The following is a 19,299-nucleotide window of genomic DNA, read 5'->3' on the forward strand; positions in this document are numbered from 1 at the left end:
GATCATCCGGATTGGAGTGGTTGCGGGACCGGGTGTCGGGCGAGGTAGTCCTGCAGTTCGCGGTGCCGGAACTGGTAGGCGATCCCGGCCGTGCGGATGAGCCCCGCGTGATAGCACCACTGCAAGAAACCTCCCAGCCTGAGTGGGAGCCGCCCCCGCGTGCACAGCAGCAGCGCGAGGTATCTCGTCCCCGCGATCCCGGCCGCGAGTCCGAACGTGACGCTGCCGCCCACGAGTCCCGCCGCGAGCCCGAAGGTGACTCCGGCCGTGAGGTTGATCGCGAGGCCTACCGCCATCCCGTAGGCGATGGCCACGAGCGCGACCCCGCCTTGGAGTGAGGACCACAACCCGACGGCTGCCGCCGCCATGGACCCGTACATGAGCCCGGCCGCGAGTCCGACCTCGATGTCGGATCTCACGACGTCGCGGGGGTTCGTGGCGCCCTCGGCCGCCGGCGCCGTGAGCCCGACGGTGAGCCCGACGGTGAGCGCGGTGATGACTCCCGCCGCGACTCCCAACCAGTGCCCGAGGGGGAGCGAGATGGTGAGCCAGGCCAGGAACCCGGTCGCGAGCCCGCCCCGGAGCCCGGCCCCGAGCCTCTTCCGACCCTTGCCGGTGGGCCGTCGTAAAGTGCCCAGACGGGAGGGTTTGGGCCAGGTCGGTCCCCAAGCCGAGAAGCACATGTACACCCCGACGGCGATGAAGATCGCCACCAGGTACGGGTCGGACGAGGTGACCATTCCCCCGGGCAGCAGCGCTCCGCCGAAGGCGAGCCAGACAATGGTGAGCCAGACGATGGCGGTGAGCGCGATGGCGAGAAATCGGGGGCGGTTGCCGGCCAAGGGCCAGAGCTCGTGAAGAACGATGTCGGTGCTCGACAGCGGACGACCGCCGACGGTGCGGCCGGTGCCGGCGTTGGTGTCCAGGTAGGAGGCCAGCACCGCCAGCCAGGCGTGCACCTTCTCGGGACGGTAGGGTCCGGCAGAGTGCCCGCGGGGTGCCGTGACAGCGGGGATGTAGAGCGCGAGGAGATGGTCGCGGATCTTGTCGGGATGGTCCAGGGCCGAGCCGGCCAGCTCGGCGGGATCACGGAGGTAGCGGCCGGTGGCGGGGTCGCGTTGCTCATAGACGGTGATGGCCATGGTGAGTCGCCAGGGACTGTCCAGAGCGCGGGAGAGCGGCGCCTCGGGGCGGAAGTCGATGGCGTCCAGGACGTCCCGCCAGCGGTCCATGTTCTGGTTGCTGCCGACCCGAGATTCTGTGAACGTCAGCGCCTTGCTCGCGCTGAGCGGGGTGATCTCGACGCGGGCGGCGTTCTCGGCCCACACCTCAGTGCGAGTGAGCGCGTCGTACTGGCCGGTGCGGCAGGTGAGTACGAGCTCGGCCTTCTCCCGGCCGCGCTGATAGTCGTTCAGCGCCCGCAGCGCCTGCGCGGCACGGGAGGCGTAGCCGGGTTCCGGGTCGGTGTCCATCTCGTCGAGGCCGTCGACGACCGGCAGCACCCGCCCGGCAGCGACGAGGGCGGCGGCCGTACGCGGCGCCATCCGATAGGCACGGGCCAGGTGCCTGGTCAACCAGTCCCGCACCCGAGTGCCTGGATCCCAGGACGCCGCGGACAGGCGAACGGGGATCGGGTCATCGGGTTGACGTCCGGTGAGCAGCCCCAGCATCAGCTCGACCGCCAAGACCGTCTTGCCCGCTCCGGGCGCTCCGGTGATGACCAGCCGCCGGGGCCGCAGCTCGCGATAGTAGGCCGCCACCTCTCGCAGGCTTCCCGCCGCGGGGGCGTCGGCGGCGTTGTGCGCGGGTGCGGGCCTGAACACGAAGTCGACGTCGATGGTTTTGTCAGCACGGCCCAGCATCTGGTGCCGCGCTTGGGTCTCGGCCTCCAGGACCGCGTCGGCCAGCCACCTGGACCAGGCGTTCACATCGATGTCGGTGTATCGCTGCGCGAGCACGGCCTGCCGACCGGCCCACACCGCCACGGCCAGGGCCGCCAGTGCGATGATCGCACTCGCCGGATCGACATCTCCCCACGTCGCGCCGGGCAGGCCGAATAACCCCACCGCAGCCGCCACCACGACCAGGGTCACGCATACGACCGCCCACGCCCAGCGCGCCCCCCGAGCCTCACCCATAACCACCCAGCATGCCACCGGCTCACTGCCACGCACCCGAATCCGAACCACTGATCAACGGCCAGGCTCATTCGTCGGGCGTATGCGGCTGGAAGTGACGGACTCCGCCGGGGACAGCGACGCCGTGGCCGTCCAGCAGAGTGATCGTCGCCTGCGTGACGGAGGCGGGCATGGCGAGCGCAGCGTAGCGGGGCCCGTCCGGGTTCCGCTCGGACCCGAAACCGCTGGTGGGATTCAGCGACATCACCTACCTGCACCTGACCATCTGGCGTCAGTGCCGGGTCCCCGGCATCCACGGCTGCCTCGTCGGCCCCCACGCCACCGCGACCGTCCGCCATCTGCTGACCAGCACCGAACCCGTGACGCACCATCGCCATCCTCGGCTGCTCTCCGTCGCCGCCGAGGTGCCAGGCCACGCCCGCGGCCACCTGCTGGGCGGATGGCTGAGCGCGCTGGCCGGACTGCCCGACCTGACGGGGGCGATCCTGCTGATCGAAACCGAACGGACGATCGGGCTCGGACAGGTCGATCGGCAACTCACCCAGCTCATCCGCTCCCGCGCCCTGGACGGCCTGCGGGGGATCGTCCTGGGACGGTTCCCCGGCTTCGAGGACTACACCGACCGCGGCTGGAACCTCGTCGACGTGCTCCGCGACCGGCTCACCCCGCTCGGCGTCCCCGTGCTCGGCGGGCTCGAATTCGGGCACGGCCCGGATCCCCACGCCGTCGCCCTCGGCACCATGGCCGAACTCGACACCGGCAGCGGCTCCCTCACGCTCCGCCCGCCGGCGCACGACCGGTACGGCTGACCCCATCAACCGATCGGTGGATGTCGGCGGCGGCGCCCGGCGGCGAGGCTCGAAGCATGACAGCGATCATCGAGATCAACGAGCTGAGCAAGAGCTACAAGGCGGGCAAGGCGGTCGACGGCGTCACCCTGACCGTGCGGCGCGGCGAGATCTTCGGCATCGCCGGCCCCAACGGCGCGGGCAAGACCACGCTCGTGGAGTGCGCCTCCGGGCTGCGCCGGCCGGACGGCGGCACGCTGCGCGTGCTCGGCCTGGACCCGTACGACGACCGGCGCGCGCTCCTCCAGCGCATCGGCGCCCAGTTGCAGGAGGCGGCCCTCCCCGACGCCATCAAGGTGGGCGAGGCGTTGAGGATGTACGCCTCCTTCTACGACAAGCCGGCCGACTGGCGGGCGGTCATGGACGAATGGGGGCTCGCGGACCGGAGACGGGCCCGCTTCGGGAACCTGTCCGGCGGCTGGAAGCAGCGCCTGTTCATCGCGCTGGCCCTGGTCGGCAACCCCGAGGTCGTCTTCCTCGACGAACTCACCACCGGCCTGGACCCCGCCGCCCGCCGCACCACGTGGGGCCTCATCCGCGAGATGCGCGGGCGCGGCGTCACCGTCGTGCTGGTCACCCACTTCATGGACGAGGCGGAAGCGCTGTGCGACCGCCTCGCCATCGTCGACCGCGGCCGCGTCGTCGCCGAGGGCAGCCCGCGGGAGCTGATCGCCGAGGCGGGAGCCGACTCCCTGGAGAACGCGTACTTCGCCCTGACCGAAAGGGAAATGGCATGAAAGGCCTCGCGAACGTCGTCGCCGTCGAGCTCAAGCTGATCGTCCGTGACCCGATGTCGGCCTTCTTCGCGCTCGTCTTCCCAGCGATCATGCTCTGGGTCAAGCTGCGCGGCGGCAACAAGCCCTTGCGGGGCGGGACGCCGCTGATCGACGCCACCGTGCCGATGCTGACCGTGTTCGTCATCGGCCTGGCCGCGCTGGTCGTGCTTCCCGCCACGCTGGCCCACTACCGGGAGCGCCGGGTCCTGAAGCGGCTGCGCGCGACCCCCGCCTCCCGCGCCATGCTGTTCGGGGCACAGTGGGCGGCGCACATGTTGCTGGCGGTGCTCGGCTCGGCGCTGCTGATCGTCATCGGCCTGGCCGCGTTCGGGCTGACCGCGCCGGCGAACGTCGTGGGCGTCCTGGTGGCGTGGCTGCTGGGCGCGCTCAGCCTGGGCTCCATCGGGCTCCTCCTCGGCGCGCTCGTCCCCACCGGCCGCGCCGCGACCGTGATCGGGCTGGCCGTGTTCTTCCCGATGGTGTTCCTGTCCGGCGCCATGATCCCCCGGGAGACCATGTCCGGCTCGATGCGCGCGATCGGCGATCTCCTCCCCATGGCTCCGGCGGTCCAGGCGGTCCGCGACGGCTGGGCGGGCGGCGCCACCTCACCGCTTACGCTGGGCGTCATGGTCGCGATCTCGATCGTCGCGGGCGGCCTCGCCCTCAGGACGTTCCGATGGTGACGACCGACCCGGGCCTGACGCGCTGGGACCGGGTCCAGGCCGCGCTGCCCTACCTGCTGGTCCTGCTTCCCGCGCTCTTCGCCCTGCTGCGGGAGTGGCGGCTGGAGGTGCTGGTCCTGGCGCTGTTCGCGGTGGCCTGGCACTGGCTGATGGTGACCTCCCACCCTGGCTGGATCGCCCGCCCCGTGGTGCTGATCGCCTACTTCGCCGTCCTGCTCGCCGTCATCGGGGTCCTGGTCAGGATCGACAACGTGTTCACGGTGACGGGACTGGGGGCGTTCGTCCAGTGTTTCGCCCTGCTGCCGGGGTTGTGGGCGTACGGCGGGGTGGCCGTGACGGTCGGCGTGCTGATCGCCGCCCGCCCGCAGCTCGGGCGCACCCCGGTCGAGCTGCTCGGCTCCTTCGTCGTCGGGGTGCTGGCCGCCTCCACCGTCGGCCTGGTCATCAAGGCCGTCTCCGACCAGAACGACCAGCGCAAGGTGATGATCGCGGAGTTACGGGAGACGAGCGCCAAGCTGGTCGCGCTCGCCGACGACAACGCGAACCTCCAGGCCCAGCTGCTGACCCGGGCCCGCGAGGCCGGCGTGCTGGAGGAGCGGCAGCGGATGGCCAGGGAGATCCACGACACCGTCGCGCAGGGCCTGACCGCCATCCTCACCCAGCTGGAGGCCGTCGGGGACGTGCCGCCTCCGGCCCGTGCCCGCCTGGACACGGTTCAGGCCATGGCCAGGGAGAGCCTGACCGAGGCCCGCCGCTCGGTGCAGGCGCTGCGCCCGGCGTCGCTCCAGCACGAGGGCGAGCTGGCGACCGTTCTGGAGAGGCTCGCGGCGACCTGGTCGCGGAACACCGGCGTGCCCGCCGCCGTGTCGATCACCGGCGACCCCCGGCCGCTGCACGCGGAGGTGGAGACGGCCCTGCTGCGGGTGGCGCAGGAGGCGCTGGCCAACGTGGCCAAGCACGCCTCGGCCGGGCGGGTCGGCCTCACGCTCTCGTACATGGACGACGTGGTGGCGCTGGACGTCCGCGACGACGGCGCCGGCTTCGCCCCGGCGGCCGCGTCCCACGGCGAGGGCTTCGGCCTCGTCGCGATGCGCCAGCGCGTCACCCGCCTGGCCGGGAGCTTCGCGATCGAGTCCGCCCCCGGCCAGGGCACCGGCGTCTCCGCCACCGTCCCGGCCATCCCCGCCGACCCCGACCCGGGACTGTGAGGCCATGCCGCCGATCCGTTTGATCATCGTGGACGACCACCCGATCGTCCGCGACGGCCTGCGCGGCATCTTCGCCGCCGACGCCGGCTTCGAGGTCGTCGGCGAGGCGGCCGACGGTCCCGAGGCCCTCGCGGTGGCCCTGCGTACGGATCCCGACGTCGTGCTCCTGGACCTGCGCATGCCGAGGATGAGCGGCGTGGAGGTCATCCGCCGGCTCCGCGAGCAGACGCCCGGTATCCACGTGCTGGTCCTGACCACGTTCGACGATGACGCCGACGTCCTGCCGGCGATCGAGCAGGGCGCCACCGGCTATCTCCTCAAGGACACGCCCCGCGCCGACCTGCGCCGTGCCGTGCTGGCGGCCTCCCGAGGCGAAACCGTGCTGTCTCCGACGGTGGCCGGTGTGCTGACGGCGAAGGACCGCGCGCCGGAGGCGCCGCGCACGCTGAGCCGCCGCGAACTCGAGGTGCTCAAGCTGATCGCCCGGGGCGCGACCAATCGCGACATCGCCGGGAAGCTCTTCATCACCGAGGCGACGGTCAAGACGCATCTGCTCCACGTCTTCGCCAAGCTCCAGGTGAAGGACCGGGCGGCGGCGGTGGCGGCGGCGTACGAGATCGGCCTGCTCAGACCGGCCGCCGACGGCTGAGGGTAAGTACTTCGCCAAAGGCGGGCGCCCGCCCGGGGACGGGCGTGAGCATGGGTGACCGTGCGTCATGTCCTCGCCGTCCTGGTCCTGCTCACCGCCGGCTGCGCCGCCACCGCGCCGGTCGCCCCCGGGCCCGCCTCGGTGTCCGCCGGAGCCTCCGAACGCGCCGCGCCCGCGCAGGCGCCGCCCGCGCCGTGGCGCATCACCGAACGTGGCGGCGAGCACGAGATCGAGGGCTACGCCGACCGGGTCAGCGTGCTGCCGGGGGAGCGGTTCCGGCTGCTCGTCTCCACGACCGCGCCGCGTTTCACCGCGTCGGCGTTCCGGATGGGCGCCCGGCCGGTGAGGGTCTGGCGTTCCACGCCGGTCGCCGGGACCCGGCAGCCGCCGCCGCGGACCGTCGAGGGCATGGTGACCGCCGCTCACTGGAAGCCCTCGCTCACCGTCGACACCACCGGCTGGGCCGAGGGCGCCTATTTGGTGCGGCTGGACGCCTCGACGGGCGGCCAGCGCTACGTGCCGATCACCGTGCGGTCGGCCTCGGCCGAGGGCCGGGTGGTGATCGTCAACGCCGTGACCACCTGGCAGGCGTACAACCTGTGGGGAGGACGCAGCCTCTACAGCGGCCCCGGCGGATTCGACGACCGGTCACGCAAGGTCACCTTCGATCGTCCCTACGACGGCTCGGGCGCCCGGCTCTTCCTCGACTTCGAGTGGAACGCCATCCGGCTGGCCGAGCAGAGCGGGGTGCCGCTGGCCTACCTGACCAGCCTCGACCTGCGGCCCGGCGCGCTGGGCGGCGCGCGGGCCGTGGTGTCGCTGGGACACGACGAGTACTGGTCGCCGACGATGCGGAAGGTCGTCACGCAGGCCCGTGACGCGGGCGCGAACCTGGCCTTCCTCGGGGCCAACGCCGTCTACTGGCGGATCGGGCTGCACGGCAGGACGGTCATGTGCGACAAGGAGACCCGGTGCCCGCTCTGGCGGGGGTCGGAGCCGGAGAGCGGGCTGGTCGGGCAGATGTACGACTGTTTCCCGGCCGAGGCGACCTACCGGGTGAGCAAGCCGGGCCACTGGATCTTCGAGGGGACCCGGGGCAGGAGCTTCCCCGGGCTGGCCGGCGTGGAGACCGACAAGGTGTCGCCAGGCTCACCGGACGACATCGAGGTGCTGGCCGAGTCGCCCGTCGACTGCGGCGGCCGGGCCACGGTGAGCCACACCACCTACTACGTCGCCCCCAGCGGCGCCGGGGTGTTCGCCTCCGGCACGATGCGCTGGGTGTGCGGCATGAAGGGCGCGGCCTGCGGCCACGGCGTGACCCGGGCGGCCTCCGCCTTCACCCGCCGCGCCACGCTCAACCTGCTGACCAGGTTCGCCAAGGGGCCGGCGGGGGACTGCTCGAACCCGTCGTCCGGGTGCTCCGGCCGGGCGTGAGACGCCGGGGCGTCACGCCGCGTTCCCCACCACCCGCTCCGGCGTGATGCGGATCGTCACGCGCACCTTTTCCGGGGGCAGCCGGAGGTACTCCTCGCCGGCTCCTTCGCCCTCGTACTCCTCCGCCAGCCGCACCGCCAGCCGCCTTCCCTCGTCCTCGGTGACCGTCGCGACCCCTCGGACCTCGACGTACCTGTCGGGGTCCGCAAGGTCGAACACGCTGAGGCTGACCCGTGGGTCCCGCTCCAGGTTCACCACCTTGCGCCTGCCGGCCTGGGAGGAGATGACCACGTCGTCGCCGTCGGTGCCGACCCAGACGACCGAGGTCTGCGGACTGCCATCGGGGTTGAGGGTGGCGAGAACGCCGAGGTTGGGGGCGCTGAGGATGCTCCGGGCAGCGTCGCTGAGAGAGATGCTCATGATCGGCAGCATAGAGGGCCATATCCGGTGAGATCGCGGGACAATGGCCGCCATGCCCGACGAACTGACGCTCTGGTACGAGGAGCCCGCCGTCGACTGGGAGACCCAGGCGCTGCCCATCGGCAACGGCCCGCTGGGCGCCATGGTCTTCGGTGGCGTGGCCACCGAGCGGATCCAGTTCAACGAGAAGACGCTGTGGACCGGGGGTCCCGGCCACGACGGCTACGACTTCGGCGACTGGAGGACGCCGCGTCCGGACGCCGTGGCGGAGGTCCGGCGGCGGATCGACCGGGAGGGCAGGGTGCCGGCCGAGGACGTGGCGGCCGTGCTGGGGCAGCCCAAGACCGGGTTCGGGGCGTACCAGACCTTCGGCGATCTCCACCTGGACTTCGGCGCGCCCGGCGGCGCCGGAGGTTACCGCCGTGAGCTCAGCCTCAGTGAGGCCGTGGCGCGGGTGCGCTACACCGCCGGGGGCGTCACGCACACCCGCGAGTACTTCGCCGCCAACCCCGGCAACGTGATCGCCGGGCGCATCGCCGCCGACCGGGGTGGCGCGGTCTCGTTCACGCTGCGCCACACCTCGCCCCGGGACGACAAGACCGTCACCGCCGAGGGCGGCCGGCTCACCGTCCGGGGACGGCTCGCGGACAACGGGCTGGTCTTCGAGGCCCAGGTCCAGGTCATCGTCGCGGGCGGCACCCGTACGGACACGGGGGAGACGATCACGGTCACCGGGGCCGACAGCGCGGTCTTCGTCCTGTCGGCGGGGACCGACTACGCCGACACCTACCCGCGCTACCGGGGCGAGGACCCGCACGCCCGGGTCACCGCCGCCGTGGACGCGGCCGCCGCGCTGGGCTACGACGCGCTCAGGGCCGCCCACGTGGCCGACCACCGCGCGCTGTTCGACCGGGTGCGGCTCGACCTCGGGCAGTCCGCGCCGGAGAGCGGTCCAGGAAAGGGTGAGACCGGCGGGTCCGCTGGTCTGGAACGGGGTGGTCCCGGAAGGGGGCCCGCTGGTCCGGTGCCCACTGACCGGTTGTTGCGGGGTTACACGGGCGGCGACGGTCCGGACGAGCGCGCGGTGGAGGCGCTGATGTTCGCCTACGGCCGCTATCTGCTGATCGCGTGCTCGCGGGAGAACGACATCCTCCCCGCGAACCTGCAGGGCGTGTGGAACGCGTCGACCAGCCCGCCCTGGTCGGGCGACTACCACGTCAACATCAACCTGCAGATGAACTACTGGCCCGCCGGACCGGCCAACCTGCACGAGACGGCCGTCCCGTACGACAGGTTCGTCCGGGCCCTGGTGGAGCCGGGGCGCAGGACGGCGAGGGAGATGTACGGCGCCCGAGGCTGGGTGGTGGGCAACGAGACGAACCCGTTCGGCTTCACCGGGGTGCACGACTGGCCGACCGCCTTCTGGTTCCCCGAGGCGGCGGCGTGGACGGCGCGGCACATCTACGACGGCTACCGGTTCACCGGGGACCTGGAGTATCTGCGGGAGACCGCCTATCCGGTGATCAAGGGGGCGGCCGAGTTCTGGCTGGACTTCCTGCACACCGACCCGCGCGACGGCCTGCTCGTCGTCTCGCCCAGCTACTCGCCCGAGCACGGCGACTTCTCCGCCGGGGCCGCGATGTCGCAGCAGATCGTACGGGAGGTGCTCGAAAGCGCGCTGGCCGCGGCGGCGGCGCTCGGCGTGGACGAGGAGTTCCGGGCGGCGGCGGAGGCGGCGCTCGGCAGGCTCGACCCGGGGATCCGGATCGGGTCCTGGGGGCAGCTGCAGGAGTGGAAGGAGGACCTGGACTCCAGGACCGACACCCACCGGCACGTCTCCCATCTGTACGCGCTGCACCCCGGCGACCGGATCGCGGCCGGCACGCCGGAGGCGGAGGCGGCGGCGGTGTCGCTGGAGGCGCGCGGCGACGGCGGCACCGGCTGGAGCAAGGCCTGGAAGATCAGCTTCTGGGCGCGGCTGCTGGACGGCGACCGTGCCCACCGGATGCTCGCCGAGCAGCTGAGGACCTCGACGCTGGACAACCTGTGGGACACCCATCCGCCGTTCCAGATCGACGGCAACTTCGGCGCGACCGCCGGCATCGCCGAGATGCTGGTGCAGAGCCACCGCGGCGAGGTGCACGTGCTGCCCGCGCTGCCCGCCGTGTGGAAGGACGGCTCGGTGTCGGGGCTGCGCGCCCGGGGCGACGTGACCGTGGACGTCTCGTGGCGTGACGGCGTCGCCGAGACCATCACCCTGCGCCCGGGCCGCACCGGCCCCCTCACCGTCAGGACATCCATCGCGAACCACTGCCACCTCCACGACGACGGAGAGGGAAAGGCCGCGCCGCGCCGGCTCCGCGACCACGGAGGTGGGGAGGCCGCGTCGCGCCGGCTCCGCGACGATCGGGGGATCGCGCCGCGCCGCGCCGGGGACACCCTCACCTGGGAGGGCGTCGCGGGGCGGAGTTATGTGATCAGCCGGTGGTGACGGTGAGGCCGCGGATCTCGTAGCCGCCGATCTCGTCCTTGAAGCCGACCCTGGGCGCCGTCGCCATCCGGATCCCCGGCAGCGCGAAGAGCCGGGTGAGGAACATGTCGGTCTCCAGGATGGCGATGCCCGCGCCGGGACACCGGTGCGGGCCGTCGCCGAAGGAGAGCACCGCCGGCCCGGCGCCCGCGTCGAGAGCCCGCCCTGGGCACGCGGACAGCGGCTCGGAGCCCACCGCCCGGGGGTCCGCGTTCACCTCGTCGACGAGCAGCTCGACCACCTCGCCCGCGGGAACGGTGACCTGCCCGGGGAGTTCGAGGTCCGCCGTGGTGCGCCGCCGCAGCCGCGCCACCGCGGGGTCGAGCCGCAGCAGCTCGTGCAGCACGGCCAGCCGCTCCGGCTCCTCGGCCTTCAGGTACCGGTCGAGCAGCGCCTCGTCGGTGAACAGCTGCCACGCGGCGACGCAGATGAACTCCCGCGTCGTCACCATCCCCGCCGCCGCGAACGTCAGGCACTCGCCGAGGATCTCGGCGTCGGTGCACCCTTCGGCGATCAGGTGGGAGATGAGGTCGTCGCGCGGCTCCCGGCGGCGCGGCCGGACCGCGGGGCGGACGTCGGCCAGGTAGATGCTGCCCCAGCTGTAGATCTGCCGTCCCATCCAGTAGATCCCGCTCAGGCTGGTGAAGCCGGGCCTGCCGAACTTCTCCGGGAAGAAGCGCTCCAGCCTGCGGCGGATGCCCGGCCTGCTCTCGGTGAGGCCGATGACCGCGCTGGCCACGCCGATCGCCATGCCGAAGCTCAGGTCGGACAGCTGCGCCGAGCCGTCCGTACGCAACCGGGCGAGCGCGCGGTCGGCCATGTCCGCGATCAGCTCGCGGTAGTGCTCGTCCACGCGGCGCGGCGTGAAGTAGCGCGCGGTCTGCCGCCGGTGCTCGCGATGTTCGGGGCCGTCGCGGTAGAGGACGGGCCGGCGGATCCCGGCGGGGGCCTTGTCCACCGTCTCGACGCCCAGCCCGGCCTGCACGGTGGTGTCGGCGCGCAGCACGGCCCGCGCCTCGGCGTATCCGCGCACCTGCCAGGTGCCGTCGGCGGCCCGGGTGACCGGGCAGGTCCCGGAGGCGTCGGTGCGCCTGATCTTGCGGGCGTCGTCCATCACCTGACTCGGCTCCTGTCTCGGCGTCTGAGCACACGGATATCACCGCACCGGGATCGTGAGCAAGGGTCATCTCACCCACGGCGGCGGCAGGCCGTGACGCTCAGGCGGGGGTGATGACGGCGCGGCCGGAGATCTCGCCGTTCTCCAGCCGGTGATACGCCTCGACGGCGCGCTCCAGCGGGAACGTGGTCACCTCCGCGGTGATCAGCCCGCGGGCCGCGAGGTCCAGCACCTCGATCAGCTCCGGCCTGGTGCCCCAGTACGTCGACTGCACCGACACCTCGTACGGCGGCGAGCCGAACGTCACCGGCAGCGCGCCCCCGGCGATGCCGACGATGGTCACATCACCGAGCATCCGCGCGACCGCGCCCGCCAGGGCCAGCGTCTCCTGCGCGCCCACGCAGTCGACGACCACGTCCGCGCCCCGGCCGCCGGTGGCCTCGCGGATCTCCGCCGCCGCCCGCTCACCCGGCGCGACCGCCTGGTCGGCGCCGTGCCGCAGCGCGCTGGCGCGGGCCTGCTCGCGGGTGTCGACGGCGATCACCCGGGCGGCCGTCGTCGCCTTGAGGATCTGCACCGCCATGTGGCCGAGGCCGCCGACCCCGATCACCACGGCCGTGCTGCCCGGCGGCAGCTTCGCCCACGACCGGCGCACCGCGTGGTACGGCGTCAGCGCGGCGTCGGTCAGCGGTGCCGCCGCCACCGGGTCGAGCCCGTCGGGCAGCGGCACCAGGAGCCGGGCGTCGGGCACGAGCAACAGGTCGGCCATGCCGCCGTCGAGCCCGAGCCCGCCGCCGCCCCCGGGCACCGGCGCGCCCGCCGGGTTCTCGCAGTAGTTCTCGACGCCGAGCCGGCAGCGGTCGCAGACCCCGCAGCCCCACGGCCCGTAGACGGCCACCGGCAGTCCCGGCTCCACGCCGGTGACGCCCGCGCCGACCGCGTGCACCCAGCCCGCGTTCTCGTGGCCGAGAGTGAAGGGCGGCTCCCAGGGCAGGCCGCCCGTGAAGTCGCGCATCAGGTGCAGGTCGGAGTGGCAGGCGCCGGCTCCGCCCACCTTGACCACCACCTGCCCCGGCCCCGGCACGGGATCGGGCACCTCCACCAGTTCGGGCTCGGACTTCCAGGCCGGCAACCGCAACGCGCGCATCCACGCCACCTCCCGGCCCTGTCGTACCCATGACAGAGCCGGGCATCTCACCCGTATGCCATCGAAAGCGTCAGCGGCGTTCGCTGTACGGGGCGATGGTGATCTTGTCGATGATCTTGGCGTGGCGGGAGCGCAGCGGGAGTAACCCGGCCCTCATGAGGGTCGGCACAGGGGTCCTTATTTGTGTGAGCGCTGACATCTCAAGTCGGGAATCGTTCGCCGGGCGACGGAAGTTTCGCGTAGATTACGTAGCCGCGCGCTGCGCGTCAATGGGTCGGCAGAGAATCGAACCGGTTCGATTATGGAGACGAGAATGGCGACGATCGGTGACGTGGCGGCCGCGGCCGGAGTCAGCCGCAGCACGGCCTCCTACGCCCTGTCCGGCAAGCGGTCCATCTCCGAAGGGGCGCGCAGGCGGGTGCTGGAGGCCGCCGAGGCGCTCGGCTACACGCCCAACGCCGGCGCCCGCGCGCTCGCCACCTCCCAGACGATGGTGCTCGGCCTGCTCGCCCGGTTCCACGCCGACGAGTTCGCGCCCGCGATGACGCAGTACATCCTCGGCGTCACCGACACCGCCCGCGACCTCGGCTACGACACCCTGCTGGTCACCGAGCCCGACGGGGCCGGGGCGCTGCGGCGGATCACCGACTCGCGGATGGTCGACGGCGTGGTGCTGCTGAACGTCGCGCACGACGACCCCCGGCTCCCGGTCCTGCGGGCCGCGCCGCAGCCCGGCGCGCTGGTCGGGCTGCCCGGCGACTGTTCCGGCGTGGACGTGTTCGACCTGGACTTCGAGCAGGCCGGGCGGGTCATGGTCGACCGTCTGCACGGCCTCGGGCACCGCGAGCTGATCCTGGTCTCGCAGCCGGAGCACGTGGTCGAGCGCGGCGGCGCCTACGTGTGGCGGCTGCGCGACGCCGCGCTGGAGCGGGCGCGCCGGCTCGGCGTCCGGCTGCACGCGGTGTACGGGGAGTCGCGCAGGCCCGCCGCGGAGCGGATGCTCGGCGCCCTGCTCGACGCCCGTCCCGGGGCGACCGGGCTGCTGCTCGACAACGAGGCGGCCGCCGCCGCGCTGCCCTCCGTCACGCGGGCGCGCGGGCTGGAGGGCCTGTCGGTCGTCGGGCGCTACTCCGCGGAGTTCGCCGAGACCTTCGCGCTGCCGTACGCGTACGTCGAGAGCGCGCCGGACCGGCTCGGCGAGATGGCGGTCCGGCAGCTGGTGCGCCGGATCGAATCCGCGCGGGCCCGGGCGGAGCCGTTCGTGGTGCGGCTCGTCCCCGCCGAGCTGACGTCGCCGGGCGCCTGATCAGCCGGCGGACCAGCCGCCGTCCACCGGCACGATCGCGCCGTTGACGAACGAGGCCGCGTCCGAGGCGAGGAAGAGCGCGGCGTCGGCCATCTGCTCCGGCCGGGCGAGCTGGTCGCCGAGCGCGAGCACGGGGCTCAGGCGGGCGGCGCCGGTCGGGTCGAAGGTGGCGCCGTCGGCGATGCCGGTCAGGGTGGCGCCGGGCAGGATGGCGTTGCAGCGGATGCCGTCCTTGGCGTACGCCCAGGCCACGCTGCGGGTCATGCCGACGACGCCGTGCTTGGACGCGGTGTAGGCGGCCCCCGCCGCGCCGCCGCGCACGCCGGCCTCCGACGCGGTGTTGACGATCGCGCCGCGGCCCGCGCGCAGCATGTGCGGCAGCACCGCGCGGGTCACCAGGAAGGTGCCGGTCAGGTTGACCCGCAGCACCCGGTCCCACAGCTCCGGTGAGATGTCGGCGGGCAGCGCCATGTCGTCGATGATCCCGGCGTTGTTGAAGAGCGCGTCGATCCGCCCGTACGCGCTGATCGCGCTCTCCACGAGCGCGGCGACCGCCCTCTCGTCACCAACATCGGCCGCCACCGCCACCGCGACCCCACCGCCGCCCCCGCCGTTCGCCCCGCCGACCGCTCCACCGTTCGGCCCGCCGACCGCTCCACCGTTCGGCCCGCCGACCGGCCCGCTGACCGCCCCGCCGTTCGGCTCGCCGACCCCGCCGTTCGGCCCGGCGACCGCCCCGCCGACCGCCTCGCCGTTCGCCCCGTTGTCGGGTGTCGCGTCCGGTGCGCCGGTCTTTCCGGACGACCGGTCGCCGGTATTCGAGGGGGTGCCGCTCGCGGCGTGGATCTCCGCGGCCGTCCGGGCGGCGCGGTCCTCGTCGATGTCGCAGACGACGACGCGGCCTCCGGCGGCGGCGAAGGCCAGGGCCATCGCCCTGCCGATTCCTGAGCCCGCGCCGGTGACGAGGGCGACGCGGTCGTCGAAGGTGGTCACAGGGGTCGTCCTCTCGCCGGGCGGGCAGACCGGACAATGTTGTCCGGTTGCTACGATAGCCGCCATGCCTGCCGAGCGTCGACCGAATCGCGGACCGAGCGCCGCGGCGGAGAACCGCGCGGCGCTCATCGCGGCGGCCCGCGAGGTCTTCGCCGGAGCCGGCTACGACGCGCCGCTGAGCATGGTCGCCCGCGCGGCCGGTGTCGGGCAGGGCAGCCTCTACCGCCACTTCCCCGACCGGGTCAGCCTCGCGCTGGCCGTGTTCGAAGACAGCGTGGCCGAGCTCGAGTCGCTCGCCGCCCGCCCCGGCGCCACGCTCGACGACCTGCTCGCCCTGATCACCGAGCAGGCCATCGCCTCCACCGCGTTCGTCGCCATGGTGACCATGCCGCCGCAGCCCGACGAGCGCATCCTGGAGCTGCGCGAGCGCGTCGCCGAGCTGCTCGCGGCCCGGCTCCCGGCGGCGCGGGAGGCCGGCCGGGTCCGCGACGGCGTGACGGCCGGCGACCTGATCCTGGTCGTCGGCATGCTCGCCCTGCTGCTCTCCAAGGTCCCGGCGCCGGAGCGGCCCGCGACGGCCGAGCGGATGTGGGCCCTGCTGCGCCGGGGCGTCGAGCCCTGAGCGTCACCGCGTGGCGGCGTGCCGCGACGCGAGATAGCCGAAGACGACGGCAGGCCCGATGGTCGAGCCGGGCCCCGGATACGTGCGCCCCATGACCGACGCCGTCGTGTTGCCCGCCGCGTACAGGCCCGTGACGACCGAGCCGTCCTCGCGCAGCACGCGCGCGTGCTCGTCGGTGAGCAGCCCGCCCTTGGTGCCCAGGTCGCCGGGATGCACCCGGACGGCCCGGAACGGCCCCTTCTCCAGCGGCCCCAGGTTCGGGTTCGGCCTGACCCGGGGGTCGCCGTAGTAGTTGTCGTAGACGGTCCGGCCGCGCCCGAAGTCCTCGTCCACGCCGGTGCGGGCGAAGCCGTTGAACCGCTCGACGGTCGCGAGCAGCCGCTCCGGCGCCACGTCGATCTTCCTGGCCAGCGTCTCCAGCGACGCGGCTTCGAAGAGGATGCCGGCCCGCGTCCACTCCATCTTGTGGCCGAGCAGGGAGGTGTTCAGGTAGCGCCGCGCGTGGCGGGCCTCGGTGATCAGCCACATCGGTCCAGGCATGTCGTGCCGGAGCATGTGGTGCCCGAGGTCGACGTACGACTCCGACTCGTTGGCGAAGCGGTCACCGCGCGCGTCCACCATGAGCCCGAAGGGCATGGACCGCTCGGCGACGAGGACGTCCACGAGGTAGTCCCACTGGTCGCTCATCCAGCTCTCCTCCGGATCCGCAATACCGGACAATACTGTCCGGTACGGGCCAGTCTGCGTGATCGCCGAGCGTGGAGTCAAACGCCTGCCGTAGGCTGAAAAATCATCATTCGGCGGGCGAAACTTTCGGGGGAGCGCGTGGGGCGCTGGGTGCACACGTGGACGTCGGCGCCGCAGCTCACCGAACCGGAGAACTTGCCGCCCGCCCCGTACGCCGGGCGCGGCCCGGTCATGGCCCGCAGCACCCTGCGGCAGACCGTGCGGGTGTCGATCGGCGGCGAGCGGCTGCGGCTGCGGTTCTCCAACGCGTTCGGCGGGACGCCGCTGCCCCTCACCCGGGTCACGGTCGCGCTGCCCGCGGGCGGGCGGGCAGGGGAGAGCGCGGTCGTGCCGGAGACGATCCGGGCGGTGACGTTCCACGGCCGGCCCTCGGCGGTGGTGCCCGCCGGGGCGCAGGTGGTGTCCGACCCGGTGGACCTCCCCCTGGTCGCGGGCGCGGTGCTGACGGTGAGCCTCCACCTCGCCGACGGCCGGGCGCCGGAGGACGTCACCTCGCATCCCGGCTCCCGTACCACCTCCCACCTGGCCGGAGGCGACCAGACCGGGAGCGCGGACCTGGCCGGCGCGACGCCGGTGGAGCACTGGTACTTCCTGAGCGGCGTCGAGGCGGAGGCGCCGGCGCCGCTGCTCGCCCTCCTCGGCGACTCGCTCACCGACGGCAGAGGGTCGACGACCGACCACAACGACCGCTGGCCCGACCAGCTCTTCGACCGGCTGGGCGGCTTCGCGATCGCCAACCAGGCAGCCGGGGGCAACCGGGTGCTCAACGACGGACTCGGCCCGAGCGCGCTGGCCCGGCTGGACCGCGACGTGCTCGCGCTGGGCGGGGTCAGGTGGCTGATCGTGTTCGAGGGGGTCAACGACCTCGGGACCGCCGACGTCGACGCCCAGGAGAGCGTCGCCGCCGACCTGGTCGCCGCCTACGAGCAGATCGCCGTGCGCGCGCACGCGCACGACATCCTCGTGTACGGCGCCACGCTCACGCCTCTGGGCGGCCATCCCTACGACGATTCGCGGGGCCGCCGCGAGGCCGCCAGGCAGGCGGTCAACGCGTGGATCCGCACCGGTGACGTGTTCGACGCGGTGATCGACTTCGACCGGGCGGTGCGCGACCCGGCCCACCCGCGCAGGCTGCTCCGGGCCTGCGACGCCGGCGACCACCTGCACCTCTCCCCGGCGGGCTACCGGACCCTGGCCCACGCCGTGCCCGCGAGCCTGCTGGCCTGAGACCCGGATCCGCGCGCTTTTCCCGCCACAGTCGTGACTGTTGAGATCATTGTTAGGCGTGGTTCCGATTTCCGACGGCCGCCTCATGAATGGCGCTCTTTCCCATGGCATAGTTGTCCACGGACAGTTTCCGGGGCGATCCTTTTTCCACGCGCACGATCGAACGGGGCAGATATTCGTGAATCGTCTCGTGATTCCGCACCACATGTTCGAGTCCCTCGCCGCCGGTCACGGGGGTGCCGCGGCCGGCCGGTTTCTGGCCGACGCGGCCCGCGACCGCAATCTCGTGCTCGTCAAGGCAGCGGCCGGCGCCGAGGCGACCGGCGGCGCTTTCGAAGCGCTGGCCCGCATGCACGAGACGGCTCCCCGGCAGGTCGATCGCCTGCTGCGTTACCCCGCCGTCGGCGCGTGGGCGCTGGCCGCATCACGCGCCTTACGCGACCGCGACCACATTCCGCAGCCCAGCCGGCCGGCCGTTCTGGCGGCCGTCGCGGCGCTCCGGGCGCGGGTGCCCTTCGAGACCCGCGTGACCGCGCGCTCGGGCGAGCTCATGTTCCCCTCGCTGGGCCGCGCCTCGATCGGCGGCGCGGATTGCTCGATCGAGATCACCCCGGAGGGCGGCGCGATCACCTCCGCCCGGTCCCGGGTCGAGATCCCCGCCGACCCCGCCCGCGACGGCGGGGGATGGCTCGGGCTGCGGCGCCTCACCGCGCGCCACCCGCTGGGCGACCTCCATCTCGTGCTGGACGACCTCGACCCCTACCGGTTTCCGCGGGAGGGCCGGCTGGCCGGGCGGCTCACCGCGGCCGAGGTCGCCGCCTGGCGCGAGGTGCTCCAGGAGGCCTGGGAGATCCTGCGGGCGGGCCACGCGCGGTCCGCCGACGAGATCGGCACGATGATCTCGGTCATGGCGCCGATCGCGGGAGGGGGATGGCCGGCCAGCGGCACGTCGCGCACGACCTTCGGCTGCGTCGCGCTGGCCCGTCCGTCGAGCGCGCCCAACCTGGCCGCGACACTGGTGCACGAGGTGCAGCACGCCAAGCTCACCATGCTTCTCCATCTGGTCGACCTGATCGCGGTGGATCCCGGCGCGCGCTACTACGCGCCGTGGCGCCACGACCCGCGGCCGATCAGCGGTCTGCTGCACGGCACGTACGCCCATCTCGGCGTCGCGGGCTTCTGGCGGCGGCAGCGGCAGGTGGACGACAGCCTCACCGCGCACGCCGAGTTCGCCCGCTGGCGCGCGGCCGCCGCCTCGACCGCGCGGGTGATCTACGACAGCTCGGCGCTGACCCCGGTCGGGCGCCGGTTCATGGAAGGCATGATGGCGACCCTCCGCGCCTTCGATGACGAGGAGGTGCCCGCCCGCGCCGCCGAGCTCGCGCGCCAGGCCGCCGACCGGCACCGGCGGGACTTCGGCCGGGCCGGCGGCGAGGCGCGGGTCTGACCCCGTT

At 73.1% G+C, this 19,299-nt stretch carries 17 protein-coding genes and 1 pseudogene; 12 read left to right on the forward strand and 6 right to left on the reverse strand.

Annotated elements, in window-relative coordinates; translation table 11 throughout:
• Window positions 1-2: 2 nt before the first annotated feature.
• Window positions 3-2,138, reverse strand: a complete 2,136-nt coding sequence (locus tag ACZ6YG_RS10355) for an NACHT domain-containing protein (protein WP_466017762.1) — start codon at window positions 2,136-2,138, stop codon at window positions 3-5.
• Window positions 2,139-2,353: 215 nt separating this feature from the next.
• Here ACZ6YG_RS10355 and ACZ6YG_RS10360 point away from each other — a divergent pair.
• From ACZ6YG_RS10360 to ACZ6YG_RS10390, 7 genes and pseudogenes are all read left to right on the forward strand, one after another.
• Window positions 2,354-2,425: pseudogene (locus ACZ6YG_RS10360) on the forward strand (LD-carboxypeptidase); the annotation flags it as partial.
• Between the two features lie 72 nt (window positions 2,426-2,497).
• Window positions 2,498-2,947 carry a hypothetical protein gene (locus tag ACZ6YG_RS10365; RefSeq protein ID WP_466017809.1) on the forward strand — a complete coding sequence of 150 codons (450 nt, stop codon included), beginning with the start codon at window positions 2,498-2,500 and terminating at the stop codon, window positions 2,945-2,947.
• A gap of 56 nt (window positions 2,948-3,003) precedes the next feature.
• Window positions 3,004-3,723 carry an ABC transporter ATP-binding protein gene (locus ACZ6YG_RS10370; protein ID WP_271276989.1) on the forward strand — a complete coding sequence of 240 codons (720 nt, stop codon included), beginning with the start codon at window positions 3,004-3,006 and terminating at the stop codon, window positions 3,721-3,723.
• Window positions 3,720-4,445 carry an ABC transporter permease gene (locus ACZ6YG_RS10375; RefSeq protein ID WP_466017763.1) on the forward strand — a complete coding sequence of 242 codons (726 nt, stop codon included), beginning with the start codon at window positions 3,720-3,722 and terminating at the stop codon, window positions 4,443-4,445. Before ACZ6YG_RS10370 ends, ACZ6YG_RS10375 begins: the two co-directional genes overlap by 4 nt.
• Window positions 4,439-5,653 carry a sensor histidine kinase gene (locus ACZ6YG_RS10380; RefSeq protein ID WP_466017764.1) on the forward strand — a complete coding sequence of 405 codons (1,215 nt, stop codon included), beginning with the start codon at window positions 4,439-4,441 and terminating at the stop codon, window positions 5,651-5,653. Before ACZ6YG_RS10375 ends, ACZ6YG_RS10380 begins: the two co-directional genes overlap by 7 nt.
• Before the next feature lie 4 nt (window positions 5,654-5,657).
• Window positions 5,658-6,302, forward strand: coding sequence for a response regulator (locus tag ACZ6YG_RS10385; protein WP_148033211.1), 645 nt, complete (start codon window positions 5,658-5,660; stop codon window positions 6,300-6,302).
• Window positions 6,303-6,356: 54 nt separating this feature from the next.
• Window positions 6,357-7,736: a N,N-dimethylformamidase beta subunit family domain-containing protein gene (locus ACZ6YG_RS10390; protein WP_466017765.1), complete on the forward strand. Its 1,380-nt coding sequence runs from the start codon at window positions 6,357-6,359 to the stop codon at window positions 7,734-7,736.
• A gap of 12 nt (window positions 7,737-7,748) precedes the next feature.
• Here ACZ6YG_RS10390 and ACZ6YG_RS10395 read toward each other — a convergent pair whose 3' ends face one another.
• A complete protein-coding gene (locus ACZ6YG_RS10395; RefSeq protein WP_397197972.1) occupies window positions 7,749-8,156 on the reverse strand; it encodes a PPOX class F420-dependent oxidoreductase in 408 nt (135 codons plus the stop codon).
• Between the two features lie 52 nt (window positions 8,157-8,208).
• On the opposite strand from ACZ6YG_RS10395, the gene ACZ6YG_RS10400 reads away from it, so the two are divergent.
• The gene (locus tag ACZ6YG_RS10400; RefSeq protein ID WP_466017766.1) at window positions 8,209-10,647 is read left to right on the forward strand and encodes a glycoside hydrolase family 95 protein; all 2,439 of its coding nucleotides are present in this window, start codon (window positions 8,209-8,211) and stop codon (window positions 10,645-10,647) included.
• On the opposite strand, the gene ACZ6YG_RS10405 is transcribed toward ACZ6YG_RS10400, so the two are convergent.
• Complete coding sequence (locus ACZ6YG_RS10405) at window positions 10,634-11,800, reverse strand: cytochrome P450 (RefSeq protein WP_466017810.1); 1,167 nt, start codon at window positions 11,798-11,800, stop codon at window positions 10,634-10,636. The genes ACZ6YG_RS10400 and ACZ6YG_RS10405 overlap by 14 nt on opposite strands.
• A gap of 103 nt (window positions 11,801-11,903) precedes the next feature.
• Complete coding sequence (locus tag ACZ6YG_RS10410; protein WP_364228675.1) at window positions 11,904-12,950, reverse strand: NAD(P)-dependent alcohol dehydrogenase; 1,047 nt, start codon at window positions 12,948-12,950, stop codon at window positions 11,904-11,906.
• Between the two features lie 313 nt (window positions 12,951-13,263).
• Here ACZ6YG_RS10410 and ACZ6YG_RS10415 point away from each other — a divergent pair, with 313 nt between their 5' ends.
• Window positions 13,264-14,256, forward strand: a complete 993-nt coding sequence (locus tag ACZ6YG_RS10415; protein ID WP_466017767.1) for a LacI family DNA-binding transcriptional regulator — start codon at window positions 13,264-13,266, stop codon at window positions 14,254-14,256.
• Here ACZ6YG_RS10415 and ACZ6YG_RS10420 read toward each other — a convergent pair whose 3' ends face one another.
• Window positions 14,257-15,249 (reverse strand): SDR family NAD(P)-dependent oxidoreductase, encoded by a 993-nt coding sequence (locus tag ACZ6YG_RS10420; RefSeq protein ID WP_466017768.1) that lies wholly within the window; start codon window positions 15,247-15,249, stop codon window positions 14,257-14,259.
• Window positions 15,250-15,313: 64 nt separating this feature from the next.
• Between ACZ6YG_RS10420 and ACZ6YG_RS10425 the strand changes: the two genes are divergently transcribed.
• On the forward strand, window positions 15,314-15,871 hold the full coding sequence (locus ACZ6YG_RS10425) for a TetR/AcrR family transcriptional regulator (RefSeq protein WP_466017769.1): 558 nt from the start codon (window positions 15,314-15,316) through the stop codon (window positions 15,869-15,871).
• 3 nt (window positions 15,872-15,874) lie between these two features.
• Here the strand turns inward: ACZ6YG_RS10425 and ACZ6YG_RS10430 are convergent, their stop codons facing one another.
• Window positions 15,875-16,558, reverse strand: coding sequence for an FAD-binding protein (locus tag ACZ6YG_RS10430; protein WP_466017770.1), 684 nt, complete (start codon window positions 16,556-16,558; stop codon window positions 15,875-15,877).
• A gap of 138 nt (window positions 16,559-16,696) precedes the next feature.
• Here ACZ6YG_RS10430 and ACZ6YG_RS10435 point away from each other — a divergent pair, with 138 nt between their 5' ends.
• Both ACZ6YG_RS10435 and ACZ6YG_RS10440 read left to right on the forward strand, forming a co-directional pair.
• Window positions 16,697-17,845, forward strand: a complete 1,149-nt coding sequence (locus ACZ6YG_RS10435) for an SGNH/GDSL hydrolase family protein (RefSeq protein ID WP_466017771.1) — start codon at window positions 16,697-16,699, stop codon at window positions 17,843-17,845.
• A 178-nt stretch (window positions 17,846-18,023) separates the two neighbouring features.
• Window positions 18,024-19,292, forward strand: coding sequence for an aKG-HExxH-type peptide beta-hydroxylase (locus tag ACZ6YG_RS10440; protein WP_466017772.1), 1,269 nt, complete (start codon window positions 18,024-18,026; stop codon window positions 19,290-19,292).
• Window positions 19,293-19,299 lie beyond the last annotated feature (7 nt).

This window comes from Nonomuraea sp. NPDC054003, from assembly GCF_055585125.1.

Excerpts from the sequence above, each read along its gene's own strand:
- ACZ6YG_RS10355 (WP_466017762.1), bottom strand. The coding sequence starts at position 2,138 with ATGGGTGAGGCTCGGGGGGCGCGCTGGGCGTGGGCGGTCGTATGCGTG.
- ACZ6YG_RS10370 (WP_271276989.1), top strand. The coding sequence starts at position 3,004 with ATGACAGCGATCATCGAGATCAACGAGCTGAGCAAGAGCTACAAGGCG.
- ACZ6YG_RS10375 (WP_466017763.1), top strand. The coding sequence starts at position 3,720 with ATGAAAGGCCTCGCGAACGTCGTCGCCGTCGAGCTCAAGCTGATCGTC.
- ACZ6YG_RS10380 (WP_466017764.1), top strand. The coding sequence starts at position 4,439 with ATGGTGACGACCGACCCGGGCCTGACGCGCTGGGACCGGGTCCAGGCC.
- ACZ6YG_RS10385 (WP_148033211.1), top strand. The coding sequence starts at position 5,658 with ATGCCGCCGATCCGTTTGATCATCGTGGACGACCACCCGATCGTCCGC.
- ACZ6YG_RS10395 (WP_397197972.1), bottom strand. The coding sequence starts at position 8,156 with ATGAGCATCTCTCTCAGCGACGCTGCCCGGAGCATCCTCAGCGCCCCC.
- ACZ6YG_RS10400 (WP_466017766.1), top strand. The coding sequence starts at position 8,209 with ATGCCCGACGAACTGACGCTCTGGTACGAGGAGCCCGCCGTCGACTGG.
- ACZ6YG_RS10405 (WP_466017810.1), bottom strand. The coding sequence starts at position 11,800 with ATGGACGACGCCCGCAAGATCAGGCGCACCGACGCCTCCGGGACCTGC.
- ACZ6YG_RS10410 (WP_364228675.1), bottom strand. The coding sequence starts at position 12,950 with ATGCGCGCGTTGCGGTTGCCGGCCTGGAAGTCCGAGCCCGAACTGGTG.
- ACZ6YG_RS10415 (WP_466017767.1), top strand. The coding sequence starts at position 13,264 with ATGGCGACGATCGGTGACGTGGCGGCCGCGGCCGGAGTCAGCCGCAGC.
- ACZ6YG_RS10425 (WP_466017769.1), top strand. The coding sequence starts at position 15,314 with ATGCCTGCCGAGCGTCGACCGAATCGCGGACCGAGCGCCGCGGCGGAG.
- ACZ6YG_RS10430 (WP_466017770.1), bottom strand. The coding sequence starts at position 16,558 with ATGAGCGACCAGTGGGACTACCTCGTGGACGTCCTCGTCGCCGAGCGG.